This window comes from Marinococcus halotolerans DSM 16375, from assembly GCF_000420725.1.
Taxonomy (GTDB): domain Bacteria; phylum Bacillota; class Bacilli; order Bacillales; family Marinococcaceae; genus Marinococcus; species Marinococcus halotolerans.
Genome location: NZ_ATVM01000004.1, coordinates 222,858 through 229,121, shown reverse-complemented (window position 1 = coordinate 229,121; position 6,264 = coordinate 222,858). Strand labels below are relative to the sequence as shown.

Here is a 6,264-nt window from a genome sequence, read left to right as displayed (position 1 = left end):
TCATGCGCCATAACCCCTTTCCAGGCTATTTCTTTTTATCATAGCATAAAAAACTGCCGACACGCTCTAAAATGAGAGCCATTGTCGACAGTCTGAGCCAGGCCGATAATCGGCCTGGCTTTTACATATCCCACAAAGCTATTCTGCCGCTGGTACAGGGTCTGTAACAAATACCACAACGCTGGTGTCGTTGTAAAAATCCCAGTCCACGAAAATATCATGTACTTTCGCTCCAAACAGCCTGTCAAAGCGTATTTCGTTTAACAGCTGTTTTTCCAGGTGACGCTTCGCCGTTTTCAGATTTGCTCCATGGCCCTGGTTGATTAATTCTTTTTCAATTAGAATTAAAATACCTGTGCGGGCCGCAATTAATGTCCGTTCATTAATCTGGTACATTGCGATATCATCAGGGATTTTTTCTGTTTTAGCACTGACGTCATTCACTTTTCTTTTAATATTTTCAACATACTCTGGACGTTTTTTTTCATTTTTCGTTTTTAATTCCTGCGAATTCAGGGCAGTAATCATGCCCGAGCGATTTTCAATATTCCAGTCAAAGTAAAATTCCCAGCCCTCTATATCTGCAATCCTTGAAAGATAATGCTTTACTTCCGGAAGGATCTGCTCCATCATCGTCTCCCGCAGCTCTTCCACAGCTTCCTGATTTCTCTGCCCCATGATCACCTGTTCCATTGGGGACAAAAATTTGCGGATATGCATTACGATGCAATGAGGATCAATGCTGACGTAGACCGATTCAGGCCCCTTCCCAAAGTGATCCCGTAATAGCTTTCCGAGATAACTTCCCAACTGCTTCTGTTGTTCCTGGAGATCTTCACCTGAGTGATTTTCCGCCATTGTCCTCTCCTCCTCTTAATCTGTACCGGTTATATTCAAAGACCCTGGAAAAAGATCTATGTATTAATTGAAAAATAAAGGCCTACCTCCCCGGGAAGGCCGGCCGTTGTGCCCATAAATATCACCTTGATAAATGATATTCTATTATTACATTCCCACCCCGGCACTTCGTTCAATCGTTTAATTTCAATAATCCGCGTTTAACCTGCGTTTTTATTAAAAAAGCCCAGTTAAAAAGCCGGACACTTTTGCAGCGCCGGCCCTTTTGCTGTATTTACCTCATACTCCGTACATCAAAACGATTCCTTCGTTCATTGGCGAGCAGCCGGTGAACGGTTTGCTGCCGATTTTGCACACGCATGGTCCGCCGTGTCTTTATAAAGAAAAACACAGCAGAAAAAACAGCCCCAATCAGCAGTCCAATCAAAAAACCAAGCATGAAACCCCTCCCAAATAGTGGTAAAATATTAAAATTACCATAACAAGGACTTAGAGGTATTAGTCTTAGCAGCTGTTTCCCGTTATGTACGAAGTGTTATAATTTCGGTTCATAGAATTCTACACGGAGTCCTTCAAGCGTCAATTCCTCCGGCTTCCATTCTCCTTCTTCAAGCAGTCCTTCCCGGGTAAATACAAGGGAATCCTTATCCTGAAAATCTTCAAGCTCCCAGTAAAGCACCCGCTGTTCTTCCTGGTAGATCTCAAGGTACGCGGTATTCGAGTTTTCCTTTGCGTGCCCTTTAAATAAACCAAAAGGGAATGTCTTTTTGGACCGGCCTTCCATTTTTCTGAACGTGAACTTATGTGTTTCATCGACGGTGCCGTGTATTTCATCTTCATAAATATTAATTTCTATCGTTCTCAATGTATCGCTCCCTTTCTGTGTTTATTTTCAACTGATGATTACTTATCAATAAAGAGTTCTGTATCCTTTAATGTTATGCATAGCTGTAGAGAAATAACATATTTACCATACTTCTTTACTACCCTCATTTTTTCCCATGTAATCTTCCTTTATTTGATATACTGGACCCAGTTCCAAAGTAAGGAGGAAATCAGATGGCGCAGGCAGTATCTCTAAAAGAACGTATACATACTATCGACATGCTAAGAGGTTTTGCCCTGCTAGGCATTATACTGGCAAACATGGCTGCCTTTAAAGCTTTAGGCTTCAGCCAATACGCAGACATGGTAAATACCAGCCTGACGGAAACTACCGCAGCCGATCAAACTATTAATACGCTGCTGGATTTTTTTGTGATTGGAAAATTTTATCCCCTGTTTTCTTTTTTATTCGGACTCGGATTTTATATGTTTTATAAACGGCTTATAGAAAAAAACCTTTCCGCTAACCGGATTTTTCAGCGCCGGCTTCTTTTTTTGCTGCTTGTCGGCATGATTCATCTCATTTTTTTATGGTCAGGCGATATTCTTCATTTATATGCGGTGACCGGCTTCTTTCTGCTTATGTTCACCCATAGAAGCAGTAAGGCAGTTTTAGCGTGGGCCCTCGGGCTTATCCTTGCCTCGGGGTTTTTTATGACACTTCTCTTAACTGCAGCCTCCGCGGGTACTGCCTCAATGGCTCCCGGATCTTCCGCCAGGCAGTCTGTTGCTTCCGGCATTTCTGTCATGGCAGACGGCTCCTACGTCGATATTTTATCCTACCGGCTGAGTAATGAAGTCGTATTCGTTCTGCTCCAGCTTCCATTTTCTATCCCATTTATCCTTGGGCTGTTTCTCCTCGGCCTCTATTTTGGACGCCTGAGCATGTTTACAGAAGCCGCGTCTCATTTAAAGGCATGGAAGCGTCTCTGGCTGCACAGCCTGTGGCTCGGAGTTGCCTTGAATGCTGTTGTGACAGCATTTAAACAGGAATGGACAGCCCTGCCCGGCGGCATCAGCACCGGGCTCGGAGATGGCCTGAATTACATCGCCGGACCGGTGCTGATGCTGTTTTACGTGTCGTCCTTTGTGCTCGCCGCAGGAAAACCAGGTCTGCGCCGGCTTCTCCTTCCTTTTGCCTCGATGGGAAGGCTTGCTCTAACAAACTACCTTCTGCAGACGGTCATTGCGGTTCTCCTATTTCATGGCTACGGCCTGGGGCTGTTCGGAGAGGTTTCCGTTACTGGCGGGTTTACTGCAGCGTTAATCATTTATCTTTTGCAGCTCGCCGGCAGCCATTGGTATTTGAAGAAGTTTTCTCAGGGGCCGATGGAATATTTATGGCGCAAATGGACCTACGCCCGTGCAGCGCGAACCTAAAAGGCAGCCGTTTAAGCGCAGCTGCCTTCATTGCTCGGGTTCTTTAGTAATGTTTTTATTCCACCAGTCTGCTGCCTGCTTGCGAAACACGAGCAGCGTGCACCCAAACAAACATAAAATTGCGGGAATCCAGTTTGGTACACTGGCCAAAATAAATAAAAAGACGCCAATGCCGTTAATAAGCGTGGCCAGATTCATCACTGTTTTTGGTTTCAATGCGTCTCCCCCGTTTGGCTATGTTAATTTTTCCGTTGGATAAAACTCAATTTCCCGGCTTTCCCCGGGTTCCAGGTTTTCTTCACAAAAATGCTCCACGATGTCCTTTAAGGAATCGGAATCAGATGCAGCGTAGCGTTCCTTTAAATAGCTGTTTACTTTTTTCTGTTGCTTCCGGTGCGCTTTTGGTACCATCAAAAAACCAATCATTTCACCGTCAGACGTACGGTCCAGTCTATCCGCCAGTTCTTCATAGGTCATAGCAGCCCTCTGCCTCCTTACACAGTACATTCTTTTATCATTTCCATTATTTTCCATATCATTTATGATGAACATGTGTTTCATCTGTTCACAGCATATCATACAAAGGAGGGACCGACATGCATGATTCTCCCGCAGTGGAAGTAAACGAGCTGACAAAACACTTTAAAGGAGCCACTGCTGTACACCCAATGAATTTCGAGGTCCATGCTCACGAAATATTCGGCTTTCTCGGACCAAACGGAGCCGGTAAAACCACGACGATGCGAATGCTCGCCGGCCTCCTTGAACCGAGCAGCGGGGATGGATACATTCACGGTAAATCGATTAAAAATCAGGCACTCGAAGCAAAGCAGCAGCTTGCCTATCTGCCCGATAAACCAGATATTTATCCAAAGCTCACAGGGTGGGAATTTCTCCAGTTTATTGCTTCTGTATTTAAAATCGACAAAAACATATGGATAGAACATGCAACCAGGCTGCTGCACCGGTTTGATTTAACAGAAAGCGCCGGCAAATTAATGGAGACGTATTCCCATGGCATGAAGCAGAAAATAGCTTTAACCGGAGCCCTGATTCATCAGCCGTCCGTTATTTTTCTGGACGAGCCTACGGTGGGGCTCGATCCGAAGAGCTCACGTGACCTCCGGGCCATTCTGCGCGAAACAGCAGCAGAGGGCACTGCTGTTTTTTTCTCCACTCATATGCTCGACGTCGCTGACCAGCTCTGTGACCGGGTCGGCATCATTCACCGGGGGAGGCTCCTGCAGACGGGCACCCCCGGGGCGCTTAAACAGGAGCATGCCAGTCATGCCGGAGGCACTCTCGAAGATGTCTTTCTGCGCATGACAGAGCAGCACGAAGCCGAAGGCCCTGAAGGGGAGGTTCCGTGATAAAAACGCTCTGGTATTATCAGAAAAAAACCATGCGCCATCAGTACGAGGCACTGCCTTCCGGGCGCAAAGCATTATACATCACTCTTACAGCCCTGGCCCTGTTGATTATGATGCCCTTTAGCCTTGGCATAGCTGCAGCCGGGGACGCTTTCTCCCCCGAAAGCTTACGTGCGGCCATCGTTTACCTGTTGCTGAGTACCCTTGCTGTCATTACCTTTGTAACCATGCCCCGCACCTTTCAATTGTTGTTTGGCTCAAAGGATATTGAGTTCTTATTCACCCTTCCCATTCGTTCGAGACACCTGTTTGCCATGCAGTTTTTCACCGGATGGGCCGGCTTCCCTCTGCTTTCCTTTTTATTATTAGCCGGGCTTAGCATTATTATCGGAGCGGTTTCTGGGGCCCACCTTCTGTTTTATCCGGCGGCTGTTCTTCTTTTTTTCGGCCTGTCTGTCTTTGGAGCAGGCCTCGCATTTCTATTGAATCTGTTTTTTGTTTATATTCTGCCCGCCCAGCGGGCCCAGCAGCTGACTACTGTAATTGGTTTTATATCCGCAGCCCTGTTTGTTCTGGCCGCCCAAATGCCAAACATCATTATGCAAAACGACAGCACCTCTCTTACCATTGAAGCAGCTCCTGCATGGCTGCCTACGCAGCCGGTGGCAGCCGCTCTTTTTGCTTCCTTTCAGGGCGAAGGTACAGGGGCCATTTATACAGCTGCCTGCCTCGGAGCTTTAGTGGTCATAAGCGTAGCCTCTCTCTGGTTCGTGGAAAAACACTATTTCTCCTCCTGGCAACGGGCCACCGAGCCCGTGGGAAACAAAATCAAATCGACCCGGCCCGGGGCAGCCCGTCCTGTTCCCTATGCCATTGCCCTTAAAGAATGGCGGGCCGTGCAGAGAAACCCTAAGGAATGGACCACCTGCTTCACATTCGCCCTTATTCTTATTTTAATGTTCATTAATTTCTTTGGCAGCGGCTCGGCGCTTGCTGCGCCCTGGGCGAATCCTGCCTCCGCCTGGAGCAGTGTGCACGTGATGCTCGGCCCGGCTATTCTGCTCGGCCTGCAGCAGTTTGCTGCGGCTGCATTTGGAAGGGAGGGGGAGTCCCGCTGGATGCTGCGGGCGCTTCCTATAGAGCCCCGGCAGATTGTCCTGGGGAAGTTTCTGGCTCACTGGATGATGACAGGAGCGGCCATTGCAGCACTTGAGCTGATCACCTTTCTGCTCTTTGGGTGGAGCATTGTACTATCTTTCGCCGGACTTGTGCTGACGCTTTCCCTGACAGCTGTTGCCGCGGCTTCAGGCGTCTGGGCCGGGGCAGCCGGCGGAACATACGACGAAAAAAATCCGCAAAAACGGGTGCGGTTCGATACAGGAGTCGTCTCCTTCTTTGTCAACGTTCTGTACCTTCTGCTTTTTTTCATCCCCACCTGGATGCTTTTAAGTGCCGGTCTTTCCCTTCAGTCAAAATGGAGTGGACCTGAGCCCGCTTTTCTTCCTTTATGGAACACAGCCCCGTGGCGATGGATCAGCCTGCTGGGCGCGGGAGGAATGCTGTCTGCTGCAGGACTTGCTCTGCTGATCGTATATCTTCATCTGCGCCATGGCACAAAAGAGCTCACAGAGCGGGGCGTTGATTATTTGGACCCATGAGTCTGCCGGACCGCCGGCAGGCTTTTTTATGCCAGAAGCTCTAAGCTCATTACTTGATTCTCTACATGGCAAATGCTACGATACACTTTGTGACTAAACGTTCACCAAAAGTA

8 protein-coding genes are annotated in these 6,264 nt (G+C 47.7%); 3 read left to right on the top strand and 5 right to left on the bottom strand.

Translation table 11 applies throughout. The features are described from left to right. Window positions 1–138: 138 nt before the first annotated feature. From G548_RS0105110 to G548_RS0105100, 3 genes are all read right to left on the bottom strand, one after another. Complete coding sequence (locus G548_RS0105110) at window positions 139–858, bottom strand: Na-translocating system protein MpsC family protein (RefSeq protein WP_022793073.1); 720 nt, start codon at window positions 856–858, stop codon at window positions 139–141. A gap of 274 nt (window positions 859–1,132) precedes the next feature. Next, window positions 1,133–1,297 carry a hypothetical protein gene (locus tag G548_RS19140; RefSeq protein WP_022793072.1) on the bottom strand — a complete coding sequence of 55 codons (165 nt, stop codon included), beginning with the start codon at window positions 1,295–1,297 and terminating at the stop codon, window positions 1,133–1,135. 96 nt (window positions 1,298–1,393) lie between these two features. Continuing rightward, a complete protein-coding gene (locus tag G548_RS0105100) occupies window positions 1,394–1,723 on the bottom strand; it encodes a hypothetical protein (protein ID WP_022793071.1) in 330 nt (109 codons plus the stop codon). 194 nt (window positions 1,724–1,917) lie between these two features. Between G548_RS0105100 and G548_RS0105095 the strand changes: the two genes are divergently transcribed. After that, the gene (locus G548_RS0105095) at window positions 1,918–3,123 is read left to right on the top strand and encodes a DUF418 domain-containing protein (RefSeq protein WP_022793070.1); all 1,206 of its coding nucleotides are present in this window, start codon (window positions 1,918–1,920) and stop codon (window positions 3,121–3,123) included. 27 nt (window positions 3,124–3,150) lie between these two features. Here the strand turns inward: G548_RS0105095 and G548_RS0105090 are convergent, their stop codons facing one another. After that, window positions 3,151–3,339: a hypothetical protein gene (locus G548_RS0105090; protein ID WP_022793069.1), complete on the bottom strand. Its 189-nt coding sequence runs from the start codon at window positions 3,337–3,339 to the stop codon at window positions 3,151–3,153. Window positions 3,340–3,357: 18 nt separating this feature from the next. Further along, window positions 3,358–3,600, bottom strand: a complete 243-nt coding sequence (locus G548_RS0105085) for a hypothetical protein (protein WP_022793068.1) — start codon at window positions 3,598–3,600, stop codon at window positions 3,358–3,360. A 119-nt stretch (window positions 3,601–3,719) separates the two neighbouring features. Between G548_RS0105085 and G548_RS0105080 the strand changes: the two genes are divergently transcribed. Both G548_RS0105080 and G548_RS0105075 read left to right on the top strand, forming a co-directional pair. Further along, window positions 3,720–4,493 (top strand): ABC transporter ATP-binding protein, encoded by a 774-nt coding sequence (locus G548_RS0105080; protein ID WP_022793067.1) that lies wholly within the window; start codon window positions 3,720–3,722, stop codon window positions 4,491–4,493. Then, on the top strand, window positions 4,490–6,151 hold the full coding sequence (locus G548_RS0105075; protein ID WP_022793066.1) for a putative ABC transporter permease subunit: 1,662 nt from the start codon (window positions 4,490–4,492) through the stop codon (window positions 6,149–6,151). Before G548_RS0105080 ends, G548_RS0105075 begins: the two co-directional genes overlap by 4 nt. Window positions 6,152–6,264: the final 113 nt, after the last annotated feature.

What these genes read in the sequence shown, in the direction of transcription:
- G548_RS0105110 (WP_022793073.1), bottom strand. Translation starts at nt 858, where the DNA reads ATGGCGGAAAATCACTCAGGTGAAGATCTCCAGGAACAACAGAAGCAG.
- G548_RS19140 (WP_022793072.1), bottom strand. Translation starts at nt 1,297, where the DNA reads ATGCTTGGTTTTTTGATTGGACTGCTGATTGGGGCTGTTTTTTCTGCT.
- G548_RS0105085 (WP_022793068.1), bottom strand. Translation starts at nt 3,600, where the DNA reads ATGACCTATGAAGAACTGGCGGATAGACTGGACCGTACGTCTGACGGT.
- G548_RS0105095 (WP_022793070.1), top strand. Translation starts at nt 1,918, where the DNA reads ATGGCGCAGGCAGTATCTCTAAAAGAACGTATACATACTATCGACATG.
- G548_RS0105080 (WP_022793067.1), top strand. Translation starts at nt 3,720, where the DNA reads ATGCATGATTCTCCCGCAGTGGAAGTAAACGAGCTGACAAAACACTTT.